The sequence below is a fragment of the Streptomyces sp. NPDC036815 genome (assembly GCF_055609205.1).
This window is the reverse complement of sequence record NZ_JBVJPW010000007.1, coordinates 197,644-219,184: the sequence shown is the minus strand read 5'-3', so window position 1 is coordinate 219,184 and position 21,541 is coordinate 197,644. Positions and strand designations below refer to the sequence as shown.

At 69.9% G+C, this 21,541-nt stretch carries 20 protein-coding genes; 8 read left to right on the top strand and 12 right to left on the bottom strand.

The window, feature by feature from the left end:
* Window positions 1-77: 77 nt before the first annotated feature.
* The gene (locus ACZ69I_RS17360; RefSeq protein ID WP_467671148.1) at window positions 78-860 is read right to left on the bottom strand and encodes a GntR family transcriptional regulator; all 783 of its coding nucleotides are present in this window, start codon (window positions 858-860) and stop codon (window positions 78-80) included.
* Between the two features lie 286 nt (window positions 861-1,146).
* Between ACZ69I_RS17360 and ACZ69I_RS17355 the strand changes: the two genes are divergently transcribed.
* The 4 genes from ACZ69I_RS17355 to ACZ69I_RS17340 all read left to right on the top strand — a co-directional run bounded on the left by ACZ69I_RS17355 (window position 1,147) and on the right by ACZ69I_RS17340 (window position 5,897).
* The gene (locus ACZ69I_RS17355; RefSeq protein WP_467671150.1) at window positions 1,147-2,421 is read left to right on the top strand and encodes an extracellular solute-binding protein; all 1,275 of its coding nucleotides are present in this window, start codon (window positions 1,147-1,149) and stop codon (window positions 2,419-2,421) included.
* 153 nt (window positions 2,422-2,574) lie between these two features.
* Window positions 2,575-3,564 (top strand): carbohydrate ABC transporter permease, encoded by a 990-nt coding sequence (locus ACZ69I_RS17350; protein WP_467671152.1) that lies wholly within the window; start codon window positions 2,575-2,577, stop codon window positions 3,562-3,564.
* A complete protein-coding gene (locus tag ACZ69I_RS17345; RefSeq protein WP_467671154.1) occupies window positions 3,561-4,391 on the top strand; it encodes a carbohydrate ABC transporter permease in 831 nt (276 codons plus the stop codon). Before ACZ69I_RS17350 ends, ACZ69I_RS17345 begins: the two co-directional genes overlap by 4 nt.
* A gap of 6 nt (window positions 4,392-4,397) precedes the next feature.
* The gene (locus ACZ69I_RS17340; protein ID WP_470833012.1) at window positions 4,398-5,897 is read left to right on the top strand and encodes a glycoside hydrolase family 3 protein; all 1,500 of its coding nucleotides are present in this window, start codon (window positions 4,398-4,400) and stop codon (window positions 5,895-5,897) included.
* 182 nt (window positions 5,898-6,079) lie between these two features.
* Here the strand turns inward: ACZ69I_RS17340 and nagB are convergent, their stop codons facing one another.
* Window positions 6,080-6,865: a glucosamine-6-phosphate deaminase gene (gene nagB, locus ACZ69I_RS17335; protein ID WP_470833010.1), complete on the bottom strand. Its 786-nt coding sequence runs from the start codon at window positions 6,863-6,865 to the stop codon at window positions 6,080-6,082.
* Between the two features lie 267 nt (window positions 6,866-7,132).
* On the bottom strand, window positions 7,133-7,891 hold the full coding sequence (locus tag ACZ69I_RS17330; RefSeq protein WP_470833009.1) for an SDR family oxidoreductase: 759 nt from the start codon (window positions 7,889-7,891) through the stop codon (window positions 7,133-7,135).
* A gap of 93 nt (window positions 7,892-7,984) precedes the next feature.
* Here ACZ69I_RS17330 and ACZ69I_RS17325 point away from each other — a divergent pair, with 93 nt between their 5' ends.
* Together ACZ69I_RS17325 and ACZ69I_RS17320 are read left to right on the top strand one after the other, a co-directional pair.
* Window positions 7,985-8,605, top strand: a complete 621-nt coding sequence (locus ACZ69I_RS17325; RefSeq protein WP_470833008.1) for a TetR/AcrR family transcriptional regulator — start codon at window positions 7,985-7,987, stop codon at window positions 8,603-8,605.
* A 388-nt stretch (window positions 8,606-8,993) separates the two neighbouring features.
* Complete coding sequence (locus ACZ69I_RS17320; protein ID WP_467672014.1) at window positions 8,994-10,460, top strand: sensor histidine kinase; 1,467 nt, start codon at window positions 8,994-8,996, stop codon at window positions 10,458-10,460.
* 219 nt (window positions 10,461-10,679) lie between these two features.
* Here ACZ69I_RS17320 and ACZ69I_RS17315 read toward each other — a convergent pair whose 3' ends face one another.
* Together ACZ69I_RS17315 and ACZ69I_RS17310 are read right to left on the bottom strand one after the other, a co-directional pair.
* Entirely contained in the window at window positions 10,680-10,937 is a 258-nt protein-coding gene (locus tag ACZ69I_RS17315; protein ID WP_016639615.1) for a WhiB family transcriptional regulator, read from the bottom strand.
* A 316-nt stretch (window positions 10,938-11,253) separates the two neighbouring features.
* Window positions 11,254-12,222: a diacylglycerol/lipid kinase family protein gene (locus ACZ69I_RS17310; RefSeq protein ID WP_467671164.1), complete on the bottom strand. Its 969-nt coding sequence runs from the start codon at window positions 12,220-12,222 to the stop codon at window positions 11,254-11,256.
* A gap of 80 nt (window positions 12,223-12,302) precedes the next feature.
* Here ACZ69I_RS17310 and ACZ69I_RS17305 point away from each other — a divergent pair, with 80 nt between their 5' ends.
* Complete coding sequence (locus ACZ69I_RS17305; protein WP_470833006.1) at window positions 12,303-12,761, top strand: hypothetical protein; 459 nt, start codon at window positions 12,303-12,305, stop codon at window positions 12,759-12,761.
* 95 nt (window positions 12,762-12,856) lie between these two features.
* On the opposite strand, the gene ACZ69I_RS17300 is transcribed toward ACZ69I_RS17305, so the two are convergent.
* From ACZ69I_RS17300 to ACZ69I_RS17290, 3 genes are all read right to left on the bottom strand, one after another.
* Window positions 12,857-13,885 carry an RNA polymerase sigma factor SigF gene (locus tag ACZ69I_RS17300; protein WP_467671168.1) on the bottom strand — a complete coding sequence of 343 codons (1,029 nt, stop codon included), beginning with the start codon at window positions 13,883-13,885 and terminating at the stop codon, window positions 12,857-12,859.
* A complete protein-coding gene (locus ACZ69I_RS17295; RefSeq protein ID WP_030780840.1) occupies window positions 13,882-14,295 on the bottom strand; it encodes an ATP-binding protein in 414 nt (137 codons plus the stop codon). Before ACZ69I_RS17295 ends, ACZ69I_RS17300 begins: the two co-directional genes overlap by 4 nt.
* A gap of 246 nt (window positions 14,296-14,541) precedes the next feature.
* Window positions 14,542-14,802: a UBP-type zinc finger domain-containing protein gene (locus ACZ69I_RS17290; protein ID WP_355802944.1), complete on the bottom strand. Its 261-nt coding sequence runs from the start codon at window positions 14,800-14,802 to the stop codon at window positions 14,542-14,544.
* Between the two features lie 44 nt (window positions 14,803-14,846).
* On the opposite strand from ACZ69I_RS17290, the gene ACZ69I_RS17285 reads away from it, so the two are divergent.
* On the top strand, window positions 14,847-16,445 hold the full coding sequence (locus ACZ69I_RS17285; protein WP_470833004.1) for a Na+/H+ antiporter: 1,599 nt from the start codon (window positions 14,847-14,849) through the stop codon (window positions 16,443-16,445).
* A gap of 217 nt (window positions 16,446-16,662) precedes the next feature.
* Here ACZ69I_RS17285 and ACZ69I_RS17280 read toward each other — a convergent pair whose 3' ends face one another.
* The 4 genes from ACZ69I_RS17280 to ACZ69I_RS17265 form a co-directional block, all read right to left on the bottom strand.
* The gene (locus ACZ69I_RS17280; protein ID WP_470833002.1) at window positions 16,663-17,577 is read right to left on the bottom strand and encodes a 1-aminocyclopropane-1-carboxylate deaminase/D-cysteine desulfhydrase; all 915 of its coding nucleotides are present in this window, start codon (window positions 17,575-17,577) and stop codon (window positions 16,663-16,665) included.
* 79 nt (window positions 17,578-17,656) lie between these two features.
* Window positions 17,657-18,247 (bottom strand): N-acetylmuramoyl-L-alanine amidase, encoded by a 591-nt coding sequence (locus ACZ69I_RS17275; protein ID WP_470833000.1) that lies wholly within the window; start codon window positions 18,245-18,247, stop codon window positions 17,657-17,659.
* A 139-nt stretch (window positions 18,248-18,386) separates the two neighbouring features.
* Window positions 18,387-18,623 carry a hypothetical protein gene (locus tag ACZ69I_RS17270; RefSeq protein WP_467671177.1) on the bottom strand — a complete coding sequence of 79 codons (237 nt, stop codon included), beginning with the start codon at window positions 18,621-18,623 and terminating at the stop codon, window positions 18,387-18,389.
* Between the two features lie 135 nt (window positions 18,624-18,758).
* Entirely contained in the window at window positions 18,759-21,368 is a 2,610-nt protein-coding gene (locus tag ACZ69I_RS17265; RefSeq protein ID WP_470832998.1) for a bifunctional lysylphosphatidylglycerol flippase/synthetase MprF, read from the bottom strand.
* Between the last annotated feature and the right edge of the window lie 173 nt (window positions 21,369-21,541).

Genomic DNA, 21,541 nt, shown 5'->3' with positions numbered 1-21,541 from the left:
AGGAACGTAGAACAGCCGCGTGACCCGCGCCAGACCTCGGACGGGTGGAGACCAGGAAAGAGCGGTGCGGCGGGGCGTCAGTCGGTGGGTCTCTTGAGGCGGGCGACGAACTTGTACCGGTCGCCGCGGTACACGGAGCGCACCCACTCCACCGGCTGGCCGGCGCCGTCCAGGGAGTGGCGCGAGAGCAGCAGCATCGGCAGGCCGACGTCGGTGCCGAGCAGGCCCGCCTCGCGCGGGGTGGCGAGCGAGGTCTCGATGGTCTCCTCGGCCTCCGCGAGATGGACGTCGTACACCTCGGCGAGCGCGGTGTAGAGCGAGGTGTACTTGACCAGGGAGCGGCGCAGGGCCGGGAAGCGCTTGGCCGAGAGGTGCGTGGTCTCGATGGCCATCGCCTCGCCGTTGGCCAGGCGCAGCCGCTCGATCCTGAGCACCCGGCCGCCCGCGCTGATGTCGAGCAGGCCCGCGAGGGTGTCGTCGGCGGTGATGTAGCCGATGTCGAGGAGCTGCGAGGTCGGCTCCAGGCCCTGGGCCCTCATGTCCTCGGTGTAGGAGGTGAGTTGGAGGGCCTGCGACACCTTGGGCTTGGCGACGAAGGTGCCCTTGCCCTGGATGCGCTCCAGGCGGCCCTCGACGACCAGCTCCTGCAGCGCCTGGCGCACGGTCGTGCGGGAGGTGTCGAACTCGGCGGCGAGCGTGCGCTCCGGCGGGACGGGGGTGCCGGGCGGCAGGGTTTCGGTCATGTCGAGGAGGTGCCGCTTGAGGCGGTAGTACTTGGGCACGCGCGCGGTGCGGCCGACGCCGGTGCCCTCCGCGGACACCCCCACATCGGCCCCTGTGCTGCCCGCTTCGGTGCCCATGATTGACCTTCCCGGCTCCTGTGCTGCTGCCGTCACCGGCTCCTCCGTCTGTCGCGGCTCACATCGTGGCACGGTACGGGCCGAGCAGACTCCGCCTGCTCAGGTGTCGGTCCGATAACGGACGCGACAGCCCTTCTTATACACCCTTGACACCCCTAAAGGTCTAGGCCAAGCTCCCCGTACTGGTCTACACCATTAAAGACCAGGTTCCAGTCCCACGGGCAGATCTCGGTCCATTCGGTCGCTGCGGGTGGGGGGTTGACTGGCATCCCTTGAGGAGGGTGACGTGAAGCGCAAGCTCATAGCGGCCATCGGTGTCGCGGGCATGTTGGTCTCGGTCGCTGCGTGCGGCAGTGACGACGACGACAAGAAGGCCGGGGGAGCCGACAGCTTCAAGGGCGAGACCCTGACGCTCTGGGCGATGGACGGTTCGACGCCCGACCAGTGGCAGAAGGACGTCACGGCCGCCTTCGAGAAGAAGACCGGCGCGAAGCTGAAGTTCGAAGTCCAGCAGTGGAACGGCATCCAGCAGAAGCTGACCACCGCCCTCTCCGAGGAGAACCCCCCGGACGTCTTCGAGATCGGCAACACCCAGACCGCCGCGTACGCCAAGACGGGCGGCCTCGCCGAGCTCGACGACCTCAAGAAGTCGATCGGCGCCGACTGGACCGATTCGATGAACAAGGCCTCGGTCATCGACGGCAAGCAGTACGCCGCCCCGTGGTTCGTCCTCAACCGCGTCGTGGTCTACAACAAGAAGATCTGGGCCGAAGCCGGCATCAAGGAGCTTCCCAAGACCCGCGCCGAGTTCCTCAAGGACCTCAAGCAGATCGGCTCGAAGACCGACGCCGAGCCGATCTACATGCCGGGCCAGAACTGGTACCACTTCGTCGGCCTGACCATCGGTGAGGGCGCCGAGCTGGTCAAGAAGGACGGCGACAAGTACGTCTCCAACCTCGGCGACCCCAAGGTCGCCAAGGCCATGAAGACGTACAAGGAGTTCGCGGACCTCTCCAAGGCGCCGAAGAACAAGGACGAGGCCACCCCGCAGCAGGCCGAGGTCTTCGCCAAGGGCAAGACGGGCGCCTTCATCGGCATGAGCTGGGAAGCCCCCACCGCCGTCAAGGCCAACCCGAAGATCGAGAAGGACATCGGCTTCTTCACGATCCCCGGCGCCACGGCCGACAAGCCCGAGGGCGTCTTCCTCGGCGGCTCCAACCTCGCCATCGCCGCGACCAGCAAGAAGCAGGAGCTCGCCAAGGAGTTCCTGAAGATCGCGCTGTCCGACAAGTTCGAGGGCCAGTTCGCCAAGGAAGGCGGCACGATCCCGAACAAGAAGGCGCTGGAGTCCAACCTCAAGGGCAACCCGGCCGCCGAGGCCGCGGCCCCCGCCACCTCCGGCGGCGGCACCACCCCGCTGATCCCGGAGTGGGGCGCGGTCGAGAACCCGCCGAACCCGATCAAGAACTACATGACCGCGGTGCTCAACGGTAAGTCGCCTGCCGACGCGGCCAAGCAGGTCGAGGGCGAGCTCAACAAGCGCCTGGCGCAGAAGCAGTAAGAACGCGCGTCCTGCCGGGGGCGGCGGGTGACACGACCCCGCTGCCCCCGGCGCATCCATGCGCTCTCCAGCGCATCCATGCGCACTCTGCGCTCTCTGCGTTCTCCGCGCTGCCCCCAGCGCTCCGCGTTGCCCACGAAAGAGATGGCGAGCATGACCGTGCAGAAGACCGAACGGCCGCCCTCCGGCCCGACGGAGGTGCAGACACTCGAAGGCGGGCCGAAGCCAAAAAGCCCACGCGGTTCCTCGGAGCGTCGCGCCGGCCTGACGCCCTATCTGCTCCTTGCCCCCGCGATCATCGCCACCCTGCTGCTGCTCGGCTGGCCGCTGGTCAACAACGGGATGCTGTCGTTCCAGAACCTCAACATGCGGCAGTTCATTCTGCACTTGACCGAGTGGAACGGATTCGACAACTACAAGGAGGTCCTCACCGGCGAGGACTTCTGGCGGGTCACCGGCCGCTCGGTCGCCTTCACCGCCGTCAACGTCGTGCTGATCATGGTCCTCGGCACGCTGGTGGGCCTGCTGCTCGCGCGCCTCGGCCGGAAGATGCGCACGTTCCTCCTGGTCGGCCTCGTGCTCGCCTGGGCGATGCCCGTCGTCGCGGCGAGCACCGTCTACCAGTGGCTCTTCGCGCAGCGCTTCGGCGTCGTCAACTGGGTGCTCGCCAAGATCGGCTTCGACTCGATGGCCGACCACGACTGGCTGGCCACGCAAGCCTCGACCTTCTTCGTCGTCCTGCTGCTCATCGTCTGGATGTCGATCCCCTTCGTGGCGATCAACCTGTACGCCGCCACGACCACCATCCCCAAGGAGCTGTACGAGGCCGCGGCCCTGGACGGCGCCGGTGCCTGGAAGCAGTTCACCCAGGTGACGCTGCCGTACCTGCGGCCCTTCCTCTACGCCACGACGTTCCTGGAGATCATCTGGGTCTTCAAGGCGTTCGTACAGGTCTTCACGATCAACGAGGGCGGCCCCGACCGGCTCACCGAGATCCTGCCCGTCTACGCCTACATCGAGGGCATGGGCAACCAGCACTTCGGCATGGGCGCCGCGATCGCGCTGCTCACCATCATCATCCTGCTGGCCATCACCTCGTTCTACCTGCGGATCGTGCTCAAGCAAGAGGAGGACGAGCTGTGAAGCGCTCGCTGATGGGCCGGCTGTGGCCCAACCTGACCGCTGTCGTCATCTTCGTCTTCTGCGTCTTCCCCGTGTACTGGATGTTCGCGACGGCGTTCAAGCCGACCGGCGACATCATCGCCGAGGACCCGGTCTGGATCCCGACCGACGTCACCCTCGAACACTTCAAGAAGGCGATCGACGCCGACCACTTCTGGACCATGGTCGGCAACTCCCTCACCGTGACGATCCTCGCGGTCCTCTTCTCCCTCATCATCGGCGTGACCGCGGCGTTCGCCCTCGCCCGGATGCGCTTCAAGGGCCGGCGCGGCTTCATCATCGGCTTCATGCTGGCGCAGATGGCGCCGTGGGAAGTCATGGTCATCGCGATCTACATCATCGTGCGCGACGCGGACATGCTGAACAGCCTGATCCCGCTGACCCTCTTCTACATGGTGATGATCCTCCCCTTCACCCTCCTCACGCTGCGCGGCTTCGTCGCCGCCGTGCCCAAGGAGCTGGAGGAGTCCGCCATGGTCGACGGCTGCACCCGCATGCAGGCCTTCGTCCGCGTGATCCTTCCGCTGCTCGCCCCGGGCCTCATGTCGACCTCGCTCTTCGGCTTCATCACCGCCTGGAACGAGTTCCCGCTGGTCCTGGTGCTCAACAAGGAAGCCGAGTCCAAGACCCTGCCGGTGTGGCTGTCCAGCTTCCAGACCGCCTTCGGCGACGACTGGGGCGCCACGATGGCGGCCGCCTCGCTCTTCGCCATCCCGATCCTCATCCTCTTCGTCTTCCTGCAGCGCAGGGCCGTCAGCGGCCTGACCGACGGCGCAGTGAAGGGATAACGCCTGATGACGACAGTCACGACGCACGCCGGTGACACCCTCACCCGCAACGCCCTCGCCGTTCTCCAGCCCGGCTTCGACGGCACCGCCACGGTGCCGGACTGGGTGCGCCGCCGGATCGGCGAAGGCCTCGCCTCCGTCAGCCTCTTCGGCCGCAACGTGCAGACCGCCGAGCAGGTCGCCGCCCTCACCGCGCAGCTGCGCGCCGAGCGCGACGACCTCCTGGTCGCCATCGACGAGGAGAGCGGCGACGTCACCCGCCTGGAGGTGCGGACCGGCTCCTCCTACCCGGGCAACCACGCCCTCGGCGCCGTCGACGACACCGCGCTGACCCGCGAGGTGGCCGCCGACCTCGGCCGCCGCCTGGCCGCCTGCGGCGTCAACCTCAACTGGGCGCCGTCCGCGGACGTCAACGCCAACCCCGACAACCCCGTCATCGGCGTACGCTCCTTCGGCGCGGACCCCGAACTGGTCGCCCGGCACACCGCCGCCTACGTCGAGGGCATGCAGTCCTCCGGCGTCGCCACCTCCGCCAAGCACTTCCCCGGCCACGGCGACACGGCGATCGACTCGCACCACTCCGTGCCGGTCATCGACGTCGACCGGGACGTCCTCAACTCCCGTGACCTGGCGCCGTTCCGCGCCGCGATCGCCGCCGGCACGCGGGCCGTGATGAGCGCCCACGTGCTGGCCCCGGCCCTGGACCCGGACAACCCCGGAACGCTCTCCCGCCGCATCCTGACCGGCCTGCTCCGCGAGGAGTTCGGCTACGAGGGACTCATCGTCACCGACGGCATGGACATGCAGGCGATCGCCGGCACGTACGGCTTCGAGCGCGGCTGTGTCCTCGCCATCGCCGCCGGAGCCGACGCGATCTGCACGGGCGGCGGCCCCTCGGACGAGGGGACCGTGCTGCGGCTGCGGGACGCCTTCGTCGCCGCGGTGCGCTCGGGCGAACTGCCCGAGGAACGGCTCGCCGAGGCGGCCGACCGCGTGCGCGCCCTGGCGGGCTGGACCTCGGTGTCGGGCGCGACCGATCTCTCGGGGGGCGCGCCCGACACCGGGATCGGACTGGTCGCGGCCCGCCGCGCCCTGACGGTCACCCGCGGCGCCACCTACGCGGCTCCGGTCGGCGAGGCCCCCTACGTCGCGACCTTCTCCCCGGTGCCGAACATCGCGGTCGGCGACGAGACCCCCTGGGGCGTGACCGCCGAGCTGGAGCGCCGCTTCCCCGGCACGACGTCGGGCACCTTCTCCGGCGACGGTTCGGGCGCCCGGGCCCTCGCGGCGGCGGGGGAGCGCCGCATCGTGGCCGTGGTCCGCGACGCCCACCGCCACGCGTGGATGGCCGATGCCCTGACCACGCTCGTCTCGGCCCGCCCCGACACGGTCGTCGTCGAGATGGGCGTCCCGCAGTCCGCCCCCACCGGCGCGATCCACATCGCCACGCGGGGCGCGTCGCGCGTCTGCGGCGAGGCGGCGGCGGAGGCCGTCACGGGAGCCTGACCCCCGAGCCGCATCCGGCCGACCGAGCCGCACCGGACTCACCGAGCCGCATCGGGCTCACCGGGCAAGACGAAGGGGCGCCCCCGAGTGGGGGGGCGCCCCTTTCGTATCCGGGTCGTATCCGGGTCGTATCCGGGCCCGTGCCCGAAAACCTGTATCCGGACCCCCGTATCCCAACTCGCTTACAGACCCTGCCAGTCGGGCTTGTCCGCATACGTGTGCCGGAAGTAGTCCGCCAGCTTCAGCTTGGAGGCGGCGGCCTCGTCCACGACGACCGTGGCGTGCGGGTGCAGCTGAAGCGCGGAGGCGGGCACGACCGAGGCGACAGGGCCCTCGACCGTCGCGGCCACCGCGTCCGCCTTGCCCTCACCCGTGGCGAGCAGCACCAGGTGCCGCGCCTCCAGGATCGTCCCGATCCCCTGGGTGATCACGTGGTGGGGCACCTGCTCGATGTCCCCGTCGAAGAAGCGCGCGTTGTCCACCCGCGTCTGCTCCGTCAGCGTCTTGATCCGCGTACGCGAAGCGAGCGACGAGCACGGCTCGTTGAACCCGATGTGCCCGTCCGTGCCGATCCCCAGCAGCTGGAGGTCGACGCCCCCGGCTTCGGCGAGCGCCTTGTCGTACGCCACGCACGCCGCCTGCACGTCCTCGGCGCTGCCGTCCGGACCCATGAAGGAGGCCTCGCTCAACCCCAGCGGCTCGACGACCTCACGCAGGACGACGGAGCGGTACGACTCGGGGTGCCCGGTGGGCAGCCCCACGTACTCGTCGAGCTGGCAGATGCGCGCACGCGAGGCGTCCACGGAACCGGCGGCGACCTTGGCGGCCAGCGCTTCGTAGATGGGCAGCGGGGTGGACCCGGTGGCGACACCGAGCAGGGCGTCAGGCTTACGGCGCACCAGGGCGGCCATGGCCTCCGCGATGAGCTCGCCGCCTGCCTTGGCGTCCGGGACGATGACAACTTCCACGCTGGGCCTGCCGATCTGGAGAGGGTGGACTGCGGGAGGAGTGAGAGGAACTCCCGGGGGCTGGTGGTATAGACCAATCTAGCAGAGCTGTGCCGCCAGAACAGTCGATTCCTCCAGTCCATGCTCGGCCCTCCCCGCCGCCTCCGCCCGTCGAACAATCCCTGTCGAATCCCCGTCGAACCCCCGTCGAACAATCCCCGGCGGACAGCCCCATCCCGCCCGGAGCCGGGCCCGGCTCCGGGCGACCGGCCTCTCAGGTCGCCGTCATCACACCCCCAGTACCGACCCGCCCGTCGCGTCGATGTACTGCCCGGTGATCCAGCGGGCGTCGTCCGAGGAGACGAAGGCGACGATGTCCGCCACGTCGCCGGGCTGGCCTATCCGGTTGAAGGCCGAGTACCCCGCCATCTCCGCCTGCTGTCCCTCGGGGAGCCCGTCCATCATTTCCGTCTGGATGATCCCCGGGGCCACCGCGTTGACCGTGATCCCACGCGGTCCCAGCTCCTGCGCCAGCGTGTGGGTGAAGACGTTCACCGCGCCCTTCGTCATCGAGTACGCGATGGTGATCGGGAAGGCGATCCGGGTGACACCGGAGGAGATGTTGATGATGCGGCCGCCGTCGCGCAGCCGACTGAGCCCCTTCTGTACGACGAAGAAGAGCGCCTTGGTGTTGACCGCGAACACCCGTTCGTAATCCTCCTCCTTGACCTCTCCCACTTGGCTGTACAGGCCGATGCCCGCGTTGTTCACCAGGACGTCCAGGCCGTCCGCGTGCCGGTCGAACTCCGACCAGAGCGCCTCGGCGTCGCCGGGCACCCCCAGCTCCGCGCCGATCGCGAAGGCGGACCCGCCCGCCGCCTCGATCGCGGCGACCGTCTCCTTCGCGGCCACCTCGTTGCTGCCGTAGTGCACGGCCACCCGTGCGCCGTCCCGCCCGAGTCGCTCGGCGATGCCTCGGCCGATGCCCCGGCTCCCGCCCGTGACCAGCGCCGTCTTCCCCGCAAGCCTGCCCGTAGACGCACTCATGTCAGGCGCCCCCTCTTTCTCTAGTGGTCGCTACAGAAAGGACCGTACCCGACTCCGGCACCATTTACTAGCGCCCGCTATACAATTCACTCCATGGCGACGAAACAGCGCGGCCGCCCCCGCTCCTTCGACCGCGACACGGCGTTGGAGCAGGCGATCCGCGTCTTCTGGGAGCACGGATACGAGGGGACCTCGGTCTCCGACCTGACGCGCGCCATGGGGATCGGCGCGCCCAGCCTCTATGCCGCCTTCGGCGACAAGCGCAGCCTCTTCGACGAGGTCGTCGTGCGGTACGGCCTCACCCACGGCGCCTTCGGCGGCCGCGCCCTCGACGAGGAGCCGACGGCGCGCGGCGCCGTGTCACGGATGCTGCGCGAGGCCGCGGCCGAGTTCACCGACCCGGGCCGCCCCCGCGGCTGCCTCGTCATCTCGGCGGCCACCAACTGCACGACGCCGGAGGTGGAGGAAGCCCTGCGCGAGCGGCGGAACGCCAACGTGGCGGTCATCGAGTCCCGTATCCGCGCGGCCGTCGCGGCGGGGGAGCTGCCCGGCGACACCGACCCCACCGCCCTCACCCGGTACACGGCGGCGGTCTTCCAGGGCATGTCGCAGCAGGCCAGGGACGGGGCCACCAGGGAAGACCTGGAGGCGGTCGCCGATCTCGCGATGCGGGCGTGGCCACAGGCGCGCACCCCGGTGGACAATGGGGCCTGACCGTCGAGTCCGGTCGAGTCCATGCCTCGTCCACACGTCGGAGAAAGAGACAACGACAAACATCTGTAGACGCATAGACATGGGAGAATGGTCTAGTCCACAATGCGTGGGTAAAGCCTCCGCTCTTCCCGCACAGGAGAGCGGATCGAGGAACCGGCGCTCTCTGCCCTGACTGCGTCGGATCCTCCCGATCGGCTGTTCAGTACCGCACATTCTGGCGGCCGATGCACCTGAAGGGCTGCGGTGCCGTGGGCGGGTTGAGGGTCCCGCCCTGGCGCCGCGGCTCGTCGGGACCGCCGGAGCCCTCCCGCCTCGCCCGGCCTCCCGCCGGAAACTCCACGGAGCGGACCCGCCGGAAGCGAAAGGTACGCTCGCGCACGTGCCCTCCATGAACGACCTCGTACGCCAGCACACCGCCCTCGGTGACTCCGACCTCGAGTGGCTGCACCTGCTGGTCTCGGAGTGGCAGTTGCTCTCCGACCTCTCCTTCGCCGACCTGGTGCTCTGGGTCCCCACGCGCGACGGAACCCGCTACGTCTCCGTGGCGCAGATGCGGCCCAACACGGGCCCCACCTCCTATCAGGACGACATGGTCGGCCACCTCGTGCCGCGCGGCCGCCGGCCCCTCCTCGACGCCGCCCTGGACGAGGGGCGCATCGTGCGCGAGGGCGACCCGGAGTGGCGCGAAGAGGTCCCGGTGCGCGTCGAGTCCATTCCCGTACGCAGGGAAGGGCGCGTCCTGGGCGTCATCGCCCGCAACACCAACCTGCTGACCGTGCGCACACCGTCGCGCCTGGAGCTGACCTACCTCCAGTCGGCGTCCGACCTCGCGCAGATGATCGCCGCAGGATCGTTCCCCTTCCCGGGGCAGCAGGTCGACATGGACGCCTCCCCGCGCGTGGGCGACGGTCTGGTGCGCCTGGACGCCGACGGCGTCGTGCAGTACGCGTCGCCGAACGCCCTCTCCGCGTACCACCGTCTCGGCCTCGCGTCCGACCTCGTCGGCCACCACCTCGGCACGGCGACGGCCGAACTCGCCCCGTCCCGCGGCCCGGTGGATGAGGCCCTGGCCAAGCTCGCGAGCGGCTGGGCGCCGCGCGAGTTCGAGATCGAGGGCGGCGACGGCGTGATCCAGCTGCGTGCGATCCCGCTCAAGCCCAAGGGCCCCCGCATCGGATCGCTCGTCCTCCTGCGTGACGTCACCGAACTCCGCCGCCGCGAGCGGGAGTTGATCACCAAGGACGCCACCATCCGGGAGATCCACCACCGGGTGAAGAACAACCTCCAGACGGTCGCCGCGCTGTTGCGCCTGCAGGCCCGCCGCATCGACTCCGCCACGGGCCGTGAGGCCCTGGAGGAGGCGGTGCGCCGCGTGGGCTCCATCGCCATCGTCCACGAGACGCTCTCCCAGAACCTGGACGAGCGCGTGGAGTTCGACGAGATCGCCGACCGGGTGCTCGCGATGGTCGCCGAGATCTCACCCGGCAAGGTCACGGGCCGGCGCACCGGCCGCTTCGGCATCCTCGACGCGGAGGTCGCGACGCCGCTGTCGATGGTGCTCACGGAAATCCTGCAGAACGCGCTCGAGCACGGTTTCCGCGAGGGCGACACCGGCACGGTCGAGGTGTCCGCCGTGCGGGGCGGCACCACCAAGGAAGCGCGGCTGCTGATCACCGTCCAGGACGACGGTGTCGGACTTCCCGAGGACTTCGACCCGCACCGGTCCGGCAATCTCGGCCTGCAGATCGTCCGCACGCTCGTCGAGGGCGAGTTGGGCGGCACCTTCGACATGGTCCGGGCTCCGGAGCGCGGCACGCAGGTCGTCCTCGACGTTCCGGTGCGCGGCGACAAGTAGCGACAGCGCGTAGCAGCGACAACACGTAGCAGCGGCAAACGGCCGGGCGGGCGCCGACGGCCGGACAGACGAAAGCAGTGAGCCCCGGACCCTGAGGTCCGGGGCTCACTGCTCACGTTGCGATGCGCATCGGGGGTACTGCGCGGCTGCGGCTCGGGGGCGGGAGTTGCGTACTCGCTGTACGCGCCGCCAAGCTCAGGCTCGTGGGGGGCGTGAACGTCAGGCGCTGGCCTGGCGTGCACGGTTGCGAGCGGCACGGCGCTTCATTGCGCGGCGCTCGTCCTCGCTGAGGCCACCCCAGACGCCGGAGTCCTGGCCGGACTCGAGCGCCCACTGCAGGCACTGCTCCATGACGGGGCAGCGGCGGCAGACGGCCTTGGCTTCCTCGATCTGCAGCAGCGCAGGACCGGTGTTGCCGATGGGGAAGAAGAGCTCGGGGTCTTCCTCGCGGCAAACGGCGTTGTGACGCCAGTCCATGGCTGCTACCTCTCCTTGGTATTACATGCAGGTTGCTTGTGAATGTGAACGCTTTCACGAATCCCCCCGCACGGGAAGGGCCGACGCCCAGTTGCCTGGTGTGGACCTGTGGTGGAGGAGGGGTTCTGGCTTTCTGTGGGGCCGATGTTGCGGGCCGTCCCGATCGCCATGTAGAGATTCGCAAACCTCGGCGGCGGATACAACCCCTTCAGGAAAGTTTTTTTTGATTCCTCAGTGTCGGCTGGGTCACAGCCGTACTTCTATGGGGTGGACCCTGGCCTAAACGTTCGAGTGAAAGGACTTTAGGCCCTTCTACTCACACAATCACACGCAGTGCACGGCGTACGCCTGTGAACGTCACGCTCGTCCGCAGCCCCAAGTGGTCACCGTCCATCTGGAGGGGCAGGGGCACCTTCGATTGCAAGGTGAAGTCCGTGAGGTCGTGGAGCGTAACCGCGTGCTTACCGTGCGGTCCGCGATCCGGCGTCGACGTCAGCAGTTGAGTGCCGTAACGGGCCACCGCCGCGGTGGACAGCTTCTTCAGGCCGAGGACGTCCAGACCTGTGTCGAAGGAGGCGAGCGGGGAGGCGTACAAGGGGCGATTGCCCAGGTAGGAGTAGGGAGAGGTGTTGCAGACTATCGACATCACGAGGTCGGTCACCGGGTCCTCGCCGGGCCGCTCCAGGGTGATCATTCCGTGCCTGCGGTGCGGTTCGTCGATGAACTGGCGCAGCACCTGGCGCACATAGAGGGCATGGGTGGAGCGGCGGCCGAGTTCACGCTGCTGTTCGACCCTGCCGACGACGCCGCCGTCGAAACCGAGGCCCGCACAGAACGTGAACCAGCGCGAGGGCACGGCTTCGTCCTCCGTGCCCGGTGTGCCGCCCGCGATGCCCAGGCCCACCGTGCGCTCGCTTCCCTCACGCAGGGCGTCCAGGAGGGCGCCGGTGGCCTCCACGGCGTCGTTCGGCAGCCCAAGGGCCCGCGCGAAGACGTTGGTGGAGCCGCCGGGGACGACGGCCAGGCGGGGCAGGCGGTCCGGATCGGGGCCGTGGTGCAGCAGTCCGTTGACGACTTCGTTGACGGTGCCGTCGCCGCCGAGGGCGACCACCAGCTCGATGTCCTTGCTCTCCGCGGCCTGCCGGCCGAGGTCTCTGGCGTGCCCGCGGTACTCCGTGGTGACCGCGTCGAGCTTCATCTCGCTCGCCAGGGCGTGGACCAGCACATCACGCGTACGCGCACTGGTGGTGGTTGCCGCCGGGTTGACCACGAGGAGTGCACGCATGCGCAGCAGACTACCTAGCCGTCTTTACCCGGCCTAGACCGAGGTGCCGGGGCGAGGGCGCCCGGAGCTACCCTGCTGGGGTGAGTACTGAGCGGAAATCCACCCCCGAAACCCCGGAGCCGCCCGAGCCGGGCCCCCGACCCGCACGGGTGACCGCCGCCGCGGCCCTGGTCGCACTGGAGGGTCTCGCCCTCCTCGCCGGGGGTGTGTACATGCTTGCGATGGGTCTCGCGGGATCACCCGACGACGCCCGGCAGGCCGAGACGGGCGGCGTCACGCTGATCGTCCTCGCGCTGCTTCCGCTGCTCGCCGCCCGCGGACTGATGAAGCTGCGCCGCTGGAGCCGCGGGCCCGCGATCATCACGCAGATCATGGCGCTCCCGGTGGCCTGGCAGATGCTCCAGGCCGACAGCGTGGCGATTCCGGCCGGCATCGTCCTGGCCGTCGCGGCCGTCGCCTCGCTCGTGCTCCTGATCAATCCGGCGACGACCGAGGCCCTCGGGATCCAGGGCCCCGGCAACGTTCAGGACCAGAAGTAGCGGGTACGCGTCCGGTAGGAGGAAGTGACCGCGGGGAGCGTCCCCGCGTAAGCGGTTACCAGGAGTGATCCCCGCAGGGTGACTACGGGGAGTGACTACTCCTCGACCAGCAGCTTTTCGCGCAGCTGCGCGAGCGTCCGCGCCAGCAGGCGGGAGACGTGCATCTGGGAGATGCCGACCTCCTGCGCGATCTGCGACTGGGTCATGTTGCCGAAGAAGCGCAGCAGCAGGATGCGCTTCTCGCGCGGCGGCAGGTCTTCCAGGAGGGGCTTGAGCGACTCGCGGTACTCGACGCCCTCCAGGGCCTCGTCCTCGGCGCCCAGGGTGTCCGCGACGGCAGGGGACTCGTCGTCCGTGTCGGGGACGTCCAGGGACAGCGTGGAGTAGGCGTTGGCCGACTCCAGGCCCTCAAGGACCTCCTCTTCGGAGATGGCCAGTTTCTCGGCCAGCTCGTGCACGGTGGGGGAGCGGCCGTGCAACTGCGACAGCTCGGCCGTCGCCGTCGTCAGCGCCAGACGCAGCTCCTGAAGGCGCCGCGGGACGCGGACCGCCCACCCCTTGTCGCGGAAGTGCCGCTTGATCTCGCCGACGACCGTCGGTGTCGCGTACGTGGAGAACTCCACGCCGCGCTCCGGGTCGAACCGGTCCACGGACTTGATCAGCCCGATCGTGGCGACCTGGGTGAGGTCGTCGAGGGGCTCGCCGCGGTTGCGGAAGCGACGGGCCAGGTGCTCGACGAGCGGCAGGTGCATGCGGACCAGCCTGTTGCGCAGCTCCGCGTACTCCGGACTGCCGTCCGGCAGGGAACGCAGTTCGATGAACATCGCGCGTGCGCCGCTGCGGTCCTGTGGATCGTGCCGGCCGTGCTCGTGCTCGCTCATGTTTCCCACCCGTCGCCCGCCGCCCCGGCCGGAGAGCCGCTTGAGCTCGTCCTTGGCGGTCGGCTCTGCCTGCTCCGACACATCGGCCACCCTGAGCGGAACCGGGCCCGGTTCCTCAGGGTGCGGTTTGGCCTGCTGCTCGGGGATTCCGGTGGTCATGCGGCGCGTCCCCTCCCTGCCGTCGGCGGGTAGACCCTGTGTGCCGCGCTCTTCGTCCCGCACCGGCCCGTCCCCGTTCCTCACGCCGGCCCGGGTCCCGCGCCGCGCTTCTTGTAGAGGCTGATCGAGACGGTGTTGTCCTCGGCGACGGTGGAGTCGACCTGGCCCGCGAGGGCCGACAGCACAGTCCAGGCGAAGGTGTCCCGCTCCGGGGCCCGGCCGTCGGTCGTGGGCGCCGAGACCGTCACCTCCAACGAGTCGTCGACGAGGCGGAAGACGCAGCTGAGCACGGAGCCGGGCACGGCCTGCTGGAGCAGGATCGCGCAGGCTTCGTCGACCGCGATACGGAGGTCCTCGATCTCGTCGAGAGTGAAGTCCAAACGCGCCGCGAGGCCGGCGGTCGCCGTCCGCAGCACAGACAGGTAGGCACCCGCAGCCGGAAGACGGACTTCCACGAAGTCCTGATTCCCGGGCTCGCCTGCGATCTGGGACACCCTCACCTCCAAGGTGGTACAAGCACTTTCGGGGTTCCGGGCCCAACGTCCAGCGGTGGTCCGGACTGCGTCACACGGGTAACGCACCACTTCTTTCTGCGGTGACGCTACCGCGCTCCCCAGTTCCGTGTCCCGGGGACCCCACCCGATGCTGTCACTCATAGTAAGCCTATGAGTACGGACAGTGGCTAGGGGTCGCGCAGGCCCAATTGGAAAGAACGGGTGCCGGGTTGACGTACCCAGGCGTCAGACGATCGAACCGTCCACGAAGCACCAGCGCCAGCTCTCGCCCGGCTCGAAGGTCCTCATCACTGGGTGTGAGGTCTCCTTGAAGTGCGCCGTCGCATGCTGGAAGGGCGACGAGTCGCAGCAGCCCACGTGCCCGCACTCCAGGCAGAGCCGGAGCTGGACCGGGTGACTGCCGGCCGCCTGGCACTCGAGACACGTTTCGCTCAGCGGTGACACCTCGGGGTGCGGCAGCGCGGCGACGTGCGGGCACTCGTTCATGATTGCCAGGTTACGACGGAACGCGGAGGGCGGAGAGTCCGGCGATGGATGTATTGCCCCTGGTGGCACTGATCGCGGCGAGCGCCGTGGTGGCGGGGGTGGCGCGCAGGACGCCCGTGCCGGCCCCGCTGCTCCTGGTGGGGGCGGGGCTCATCGCCTCGTACGTCCCCGGAGTGCCCGACTACCACCTCGACCCGCACGTCGTGCTGCCGCTGATCCTGCCCCCGCTGCTGCACACGGCCGCCCTGGAGAGCTCCTACCTGGACCTGCGCGCCAACCTCAGGCCCGTCGCCCTGCTCTCCGTCGGGTACGTCCTGTTCGCCACGGTCGCCGTCGGCTGGCTCGCGTACCTGCTCATCCCCGACCTGCCGCTGACCGCCGCACTCGTCCTGGGCGCGGTGATCGCGCCCCCGGACGCGGTCGCGGCGACCGCCGTCGCGCGCCGGGTGGGGCTGCCCTCGCGGATCACCACGATCCTGCAGGGCGAGTCCCTGGTGAACGACGCGACCGCGATCACCGCCTACAAGGTGGCGCTCGCCGCAGCGGTCGGCGAGGGCGCGAGCTGGGCGGGCGGCATCCGGGAGTTCCTGATGGCGGCGGTCGGCGGGGTCGGCGTCGGGCTGCTCCTCATGGTGCCGATCCACTGGCTGCGCACCCACCTGAAGGAGGCGATGCTGCAGAACACGCTGTCGCTGCTCATCCCCTTCGTCGCGTATGCCGCCGCGGAACAGGTCGGCGCCTCCGGAGTGCTCGCCGTGGTCGTCGTCGCCCTCTACCTGGGCCACCGGTCCTGGCAGGTCGACTTCGAGACGCGGCTGCAGGAGGCGGCGGTGTGGAAGGTCGTCGCGTTCATCCTGGAGTCGACCGTGTTCGCGCTCATCGGCCTGCAACTGCCCGTCGTGCTCAAGGGGCTCGGCGAGTACAGCGTGGGGCAGGCGGTCTGGTACGCGGTCGGGGTCTTCGTCTTCGTCGTCGTGGTGCGCTTCGTGTGGTCGTATCCGGCGACGTACCTGCCGCGCGGGATGTCGGCCCGGATCAGGGAGCGTGAGGGCGATCTGGACTGGCGGCGGCCGCTGATCGTCAGCTGGGCCGGGATGCGGGGCGTGGTCTCGCTCGCCATCGCCTTCTCCATCCCGCTGGTCATGGACGACGGGCAGCCCTTCGCGGCGCGCAATCTTGTCCTGTTTCTGACGTTCACCACGGTGATCGGCACGCTCGTCGTGCAGGGCCTCTCGCTGCCGTGGCTCATCCGTGTCCTGAAACTGCCCGGCCGTGACGCGCAGGCGCAGACGCTCGCGGAGGCGCAGGCGCAGAACGCCGCCTCACAGGCCGCGGAGGCACGGGTGGAGGAACTCATGCGGGAGGAGCGCAATCGCCTGCCAGAGCCCCTCCAGGACCGTCTGCGCACCGTTCTGGAGCGGCGCCGCAACTCCGTGTGGGAGCGGCTGGGCCAATCCAACCCCGTGACAGGGGAGTCGGCGGACGACACCTACCGCCGGCTGGCGCGCGAGGCGATCGAAGCGGAGCGCGAGGTGTTCGTGAAGATGCGGGACGAGCGGCGCATCGACGACGAGATGATGAGGACGCTGCTGCGCAAGCTGGACCTGGAGGAGGCCGCCGCCCACCGGGAGCTCGAGGACTGAGCGGGGGCCGAGCGGTCTAGGGCCTTTCGTTTGGATCAGGCCGGGCTCGCGGGGCCTGGCACGCACGCTCGCGGCGTTGTCGTCGGTTGTCAACTCCCCCAAGCTCGAGGCTTCGCTCGAGCAGGGGGCACCCCCATCGCGTTGCCGCCCTCCTCCGCCTTGCGATCGCACGCACCAGGCCCCGCTCCCTGATCCGGCCTGATCCAAACGAAAGACCCTAGGCCGTCCCGGTGATGACCGCGGTGAGGCGGGTGCCGGGCCGGAAGGCGCCCTCTTCGGAGAGGGCGGTCAGGGCGTACAGGAGCTTGGCGACGTAGAGCCGCTCCACGGAGAGGCCCGTCGCGGGGCCGTGGCGGGCCTCGAAGTCCTCGGCGAATTCGAGCAGTTCGGGCGGGGTGCGGGCGTAGCCGCCGCAGTGGAAGCGGTCGTCGAGGTGCCAGTTGGCGGTCGGCTCGCCGAACGTCCGCCGCTGCAGGTCCGCTATGTCGCCGCCCAGGAAGCCGCCTTTGAGGACGGGTATTCCCAGGGCGTGACGGTCCGGGCCGAGGCCGGCGGCCAGGCCCGCGAGGGTGCCTCCCGTGCCGCACGCCACGGCCGCCACATCGGTGTGCTCGCGCAGCTCCTCGCCGAGTGCCGTACAGCCCCGTACGGCAAGGCTGTTGCTGCCGCCCTCGGGGATCACGTACGCGTCCGGGGCGTCCGTCGCGCGCAGGAGCGCGGCCAGTGTGTCGGGTTGGGCCTTGTGCCGGTACGTCGTCCGGTCGACGAAGTGCAGGCGCATGCCGTCGGCCGCGCAGCGCGTCAGGGAGGGGTTCAGGGGGTGCCCGGCGAGCTCGTCGCCGCGGACGACGCCGATCGTGGCGAAACCCAGGAGGCGGCCCGCCGCGGCGGTGGCGCGCAGGTGGTTGGAGTAGGCGCCGCCGAAGGTGAGGAGCGTGTCGTGGCCCGCCTCGGCCGCGGCCCGGAGGTTCAGGACGAGCTTGCGGTACTTGTTGCCCGGCAGGTCGGGGTGGATCAGGTCGTCGCGCTTGAGCAGCAGCCGTACGCCGCGCCGGGCGAAACGGTCGTCCTCCAGGGGCTGCAACGGGGACGGCAGCCGGGGGCGCAGGCCTGCGGGCGGGGTGGGACGCACCCCGCCATTGTCCCCCGCGGGACGGCGTCCGGCAGGGGAGCCCTGTGCCGGGGCTCCCCGGGCGTTCCTCGGGGTGGGGTTATTTGAGGCGTTCCTCGATGCGGTCGCGCATCGAGTCCATCGTGAAGCCGCGCGGGTCGATCTTGCCCGGCTGCCACTCCAGGTGGCCGATCACGGAGCGTTCCGTCCAGCCGTGCTGGCGGCAGATCGCCGCCGAGACCTTCTCGATCGCTTCGAGCTGCTCGTCGGGCCAGGGGTCCTCGCCGTCGCCGAGGTTCTCGCACTCGAAGCCGTAGAAGTGGCGGTTGCCGTCGGTGTTCGCCTCGTTGTCCGGAGGCAGCCGCTTCTCGGCGATGACGGCGCGCAGCACGTCGTCGTCGCCGAGCCCCGCGTGGTTGGCGCGGCCGTAGCCCACGAGGTGGACGTGGCCGTCCTTGGTGATGACGCCGTGGCAGAGCGGACCCGGCAGCGACGCGTAACCGTCGCGGCAGATCTCCACCGTGCGCTGGCTGCCCGAGGTCACGGTGTGGTGGATCATCACGCCGTGCATGGGGCCCCAGGGGCCCTTGTGGTTGCGGTTGTGGTGCTCCCAGTCGCCGACTTCGACGACGGTCACGCCTTCGTCTCGCAGGATGTCCAGGAACCGGCCCGCGGACATGGGTGGGGACATGGCGGCCTTCTTCGCAAGGCGCGACGGCCGCCGGTCGCGGACCGTCTCGTACGCCCTGCTTGTACCGGAACTCCGGTGCCGTAACCAGCTGTTCGGAACCGATTCGGGGCCTGTTCGGGCAGCGTGCGAGCCGATCCGGTCAGTTGGCGTGCAGGAAGCCGTCGCCATGCGTCGCGATGTGGGACTCCAGGGCCTGCAGCGCCTGCTGAGTGGCCTGGGCGGAGCCGGTGCCCCGCCGCTCCGCGTAGTACGCGGCGCCCAGCTTCTTCAGGAGGGCGTCGCCCGCGCGCTTCTCCTGGACCTCGTCGATCTTCTGCTTGCCCTGCGTGAGGCCCCGCTGGGCCTGCTCTTTGGCGCGATCCAGAAAGCCTGCCATTGCGTTCTCCTGCCGATGGGTGCGAAGGGGGCGGATGGTGCGGGTGCCCCGTGATGGGTCCAACGGTCGTACGGATCTTGGAGTTCCCGGCCCGTGCGCTGGCCGCGTTTCGGTGTCCACGGGGTCAGTCGCTGTCTAGGAGGTCAGTTTGCGCATCAAACGCACCCCCTGGGCGGGCTTCATGTGCGGCAGATAGGCCTTGCCGATCGCCCGCGTAATGCTGGGCAGGGCCGCCGGGTCGGGATAGCACATGTACATGGGCCGGTACTGGGGCTGGAACTTGGCCTTGAAGTTGAGCAGCGAACGGAAGCCGTAGACCGGCTCCAGGGTGCGGCCCGCGTAGTCCAGCAGGCGCTGCAGCGCGGCGGGCGGCTCGCCGGTGTCGGAGGAGCGGGCGAGCGGCGCCCCGGAGAGGCTGAGGAACCGGGCGCCCTCCTCCTTGAAGCCGAGCGCGGCCGACGCGATCAGGAACTCCATCGAGCCCCGGAACCCGTCGGAGCGGCGCCGCATGAAGTCCAGGGTCCAGCCCACCGGCGGGGCGGGCGCGCCGTCGGCGGCCTTTCCGATGTCTCCGTAGACGGGCATCCAGCTCGTGACGCCGTGCACCGTGCGCTCCTCGTCGACGGCGAGAAGGCAGCGCACATGGGGGTCGTCGAGCTCGTCGAGGCCACCGAGCGTGAAGCCCATCTCCGGGAGGCCCTTGTCCGCGACCCATTCCTCGGAGATCGAGCGGATCTGGTCGGTGAGCGCGAGGGGCGCCTCCGGGAAGGTGTGCCACTCCGCGGTGATGCCCTCCTTCTTGGCCTTGTTCAGGGCCGTGCGGACGTCCTGCCACTTCTTGCCGGTGAAGGCCAGTTCGGGCAGCGGCACGACGGTGTCCTCGGCGACCTGCACGGAGCTCCAGCCCAGCGCGTCCGTACGGAGCTTGGCGTCGGCCGTCACGCTGTAGAAGCACGGTGTCCAGCCCCTCCGGTCGCAGTACTCGGCGAACCCGCCGATCGCCTCCGCGCGCGCGGACGTCTCCCCGAAGGGATCGCCCGTCGTGAGCGCCACCGTGGAATGCACGCGGTAGGCCACCGCCGCCCGGCCGTCCGCCGAGAACCAGTAGTGGTTGCCCGGCCACGTCGTCAGATACGAGAGCGTGGAGCCGCCGTGCGCGGCCAGCAGGGCACGCGCGCGCGTGGCCGCGTCGGCGTCGGCATGCAGCAGGGGCCGCCGGAACGCCACGACGAGGGCGATCAGGGTGACCACCCAGAACAGCATCCCGCAGTACTCGTACAGGGACAGCGCCGTGCCGCCGACCGGTACGGGGGCCCGGCCCCGGAAGAAGAACGGTTCGTAGCTCGGCGGCAGGAACTGGGCGGGGATGCCCGAGACCAGCTTCGAGAGGGTGGCGTCAGGCGTGAACTGGCCGCGCACCGCGTAACCGATGCCCACGTAGGCCAGGCAGGCCAGCAGCAGCGTGCCGCCCACGGCGCCCGCGAGCCACGTCACGGTGGTCCGCGGAAGGCACTGGTCGAAGAGGCGCCGGGCGAGGAGGAGCAGCACCAGGACGAGCAGCGGCAGCATCATCTGCTCGACGACCGACTGGATCAGCGCGGCCTTCTGGTCGGAGAGGTCGCTGCCCTCCAGTACGTACCGGTCCGGGTGCGAGGCGATGTCGCTCAGCAGGTACGCCATGAGCCCCAGCCACACCAGCTGCGCGGCCACGGTGATCCGCCAGGACAGCCGCAGGCCCCGGCGCAGCCCTTCGGCGAGCACGAGCAGCAGAAGCGGAATGGCGATGCCCATGAGCATCGCGGGCGAGTCGTAGAAGTGGTCCTGGGCGTGGATACGCGCGCAGTCCGTGCTGTCCGCCCGGACGCAGGCGTCCGCGATGTCCTCGGGGCTGGGCCCGCCGGAGACGTACAGGTCGAGGACGTTGAAGGGGCCGAGCGAGTCCTTGTAGAGGGTGGCGACGAGTGGGCCGACGGCGGAGGCGGCCACCACGAGCGCCACAAGCACCCGCCCCTCGGAGTGCGAGGCGTGCGGCATCCGCAGCCGGTGCGTGTGCCGGTGCGCGAGGGAGCCGAGCCCGAGGCCCACCACGACGCCGCCGAGCCGCAGCACGCCCTGGAGATGGCCGACGTACAGCGCGAGCATCAGCGGGAACACGACCAGGCACAGCTGGAGCCTGCGCCGCCACAGGGCGCCGAGCCGGAAGCTGAGGAACGCGCCGACGGCGCAGGCGCCGATCCCGGGCGTCGCCGTCAGGCCGCGCGAGAGGTCGTCCAGCCAGTCCTCACCGGCCAGCGCGCCCAGCTTGACGACGCCGGTGCCGAGCAGGGCGCCCAGGACCTGACCCAGGACCAGGACGACGGCGGTGCGTACGGAACCCATGCGCTGCTCGGCCGCCGAGCCCAGGAGCAGCAACAACAGGGTGGAACCGATGTAGTTGCCGATGCCCGGGCACCAGAGGATCGAGGTGAGCGGTGTCCACCAGCGACCCTCGGCCAGGGCGGGCACGCCCACGCCGATGTCGTTCAGAAGGGTGCGGGACGGACCGGCGCCGAGACTCCCGGTGAAGAAGCCCACGGCCCACAGCGCCACGACCACGAACACGGTCACCGGCGCGCGCCGCACCGGTTCGAAGGCCCGGCCGACGGCACGCAGCCAGCGCACCGGACCGCGCTCGCCCGGCGGCGCGACCGGCGCCGCCGGGGCCGGCTCCCGCGCACCGGTGCCGGCGGCCTCGGAGGTGGTCATCTCCCGAGCCCACCAGGCTGCCCGGCCCGGCACCTCCCGAGTTGGCCCGAACGGGTGGAAACGCACCTACTGCCCAGCGGAAGCGTGATCCATTCCCGCTCGTTTGTGTAATGGCGCGACCACGCTCGGTGCTGGAAGAGTTTGGGCGGGCAGATCACCGCATGCAGGTATTC